The 2,226-nt window shown below is 62.9% G+C and carries 1 protein-coding gene; it reads left to right on the forward strand.

Features of this window, described 5'->3' with window-relative positions; translation table 11 throughout:
• Nucleotides 1–854 precede the first annotated feature (854 nt).
• Nucleotides 855–1,877: a terpene synthase family protein gene (locus ACFPZ3_RS48070; RefSeq protein ID WP_379521125.1), complete on the forward strand. Its 1,023-nt coding sequence runs from the start codon at nucleotides 855–857 to the stop codon at nucleotides 1,875–1,877.
• The last annotated feature ends 349 nt before the right edge of the window (nucleotides 1,878–2,226 follow it).

Consider the following 2,226-nt stretch of genomic DNA (forward strand, 5'->3'; position numbering starts at 1 on the left):
AGCAGTCGCGGAACAGGTAGGCGGGGACCCTTCCAGCGGAGCTGTCGCCGCCGCTGTCCAAACAGTAGCCGGTGGCCGACGCGGCGGCCGGTCCGGCTGCGACGATCAGACTCGCGGCGGCGGATGCGATCAACGCCATGGCCAGGGCGGAGCGCTTGACGGGGGACATGGTGCCTCCTCGATTGCCAGGAGGACTTCGTGGCATCGTGCCCGAAGTCCCGCCAGGGTCGGATCTACTGCTCGTCGAAGACGCGGCCTGCCGTAAGGCGATCACCTGCGTCCTCGTGAGCACACCAATTATGCACGCACGGTAACGATATAGCTACTCTAAGTATTCGAATTGGTCAGGTGACAGGGTGGTGAGAGAAGTACCGCCTCTCCAGAGCTTGTTTTCTGCTCCAGATCGACGCTGAACCGATGCGTTCGAAGACGGCCCTCCGACACGTCGAACCCAGCCCCGGAACACGACGGGCGAACATCGCCCCCGGCTGACCCGTTCCTCAACAGGTTTCGCCAACAAGCCTGCGGAACCTGCGGCGCTCCACCCCCCAACATCGCCAAGGGGTGTTCACCGAAAGGGTGCTCAGAGCGCTGCCGCTGGGTGGCCCCAGAACAGCGTCTGGTCGCTCAACGCCAGAAGGTGAACTGACAGCCAGTCTCTCGCCACTCAAACTTCGGTGACAATGCTCAACTTTCGCTGCGACAGATCACCACTGTCCTGTGTCACCCACGATTGATCGTGTGTCACCGAAGGTTGAGCGCGAGTCCCGATCAAGTCCAGCAAGCATGCCCGGTGTGACGGTCAGTTGCGCGTGGAACACCTTGTGTTACGGGGTCGTTGACTCGCGTGAGAGGTGGGTTTCGTGGTGGTTCGTGTTCCACCGGCGCTACTGCCAGGAATCGGCTTCCGGCTGCCGGAGGTGGCCTGCCAAACACGACCGCGCATCAACGTCGACTATCCGACGATCTATGAAGATAACGCGGCCTGGGTGGCGGAATTCCTGCCGTTCGCGGACGCCGAGGCAATGCAGAGCCTGCTGGAGTGCCGATACCCCATGTGGGACTCGCTGGTCTACCCCCGCGGCCTCGCCGAGAGAGTGACCCACTCCTCCCAGATGACCTCGCTGGCGTTCGAGGTCGACGACATCGCCGTGCTCCAGGATGCCCTCTTCGGGGAAGTCGCAGAAGCACAGGCCGCAGACCATCCCTATGGGCGCGCGTACGCGGACGTCTTCGCCACGTTCAAACGGAATATGCCCGAAGGCGTCTACCGGCGATACCGGCAGACCTGGCAGGACTGGTTCGGCGCTGTCCTGAAGGAGAACCACTACCGCCGAAGCCTGCACACGCCGGACTTCGACACCTATCTCAACCTACGCCGCATCTCTGTCGGACTGCAGCCCTACATCGTCACCATCGAGTACATCCTGGATATGGACCTGACCGATCTGCTGGCAGCCGATCCCGACCTGGCCAAGGCCGGGGATCTCGCGGTAGAACACGCGATGTTCGTCAACGACCTCTTCTCCTGCCGCGCCGAATGCTTCAAAGGCGATCACTTCAACGCTGTGGGCGTGCTCCTGCACCGCCACGTCCCCAACCTCCAGCACGCCGTCGACCTCATCTGCGACCGCATCCACCAGGCGGACCAGGCCCGCACCGCCCTGGGCGAACAACTTCGCCGCAGATACCCAAACCCCGCCCTGCGCGCCTACCTCGACACCCTCGACGACTTCTGCGCAGGTAACCTGCGCTGGTCCCTGGAGACCACCCGCTACAACGGAACCGGCAACACCTGGAACGGACTGCGCACCGGACGAGTTACCTTCCGCCACGACCAGACCGTCATCGTCCGCGAAGCCCGCCCCGCGAGTTGAGCACGCTCCTCGTTCGTATCCGTAAGTCGCCCCTGCTTCCACCCCCGCAGCCCAGCACCCTCAGCCGGACAACCTTCAGCGGCGCCCCCGGCCATCAATCTTGAGTGACAATGATCAGCCTTCGATGAAGGACGACCACCTGACCTCTCCCAGCGAAGGATGAGCGTTTTCAGTGAAGGCCGGTGACCAACAGTCCTTCTCACCGCTAGCTAATCGCGCAGCTGTCGAACGGCGGGATGAGGGAACCGCTGCGGCCCCAGCCATATGCGCGACTGTGCCGACACCTCTTAGAAGTCCTAACAGAATGATCAGCGGTTGAGGCGTCGCCAGCAGATGATCGCGGCGGCGA

The organism is Nonomuraea insulae, assembly GCF_042656245.1.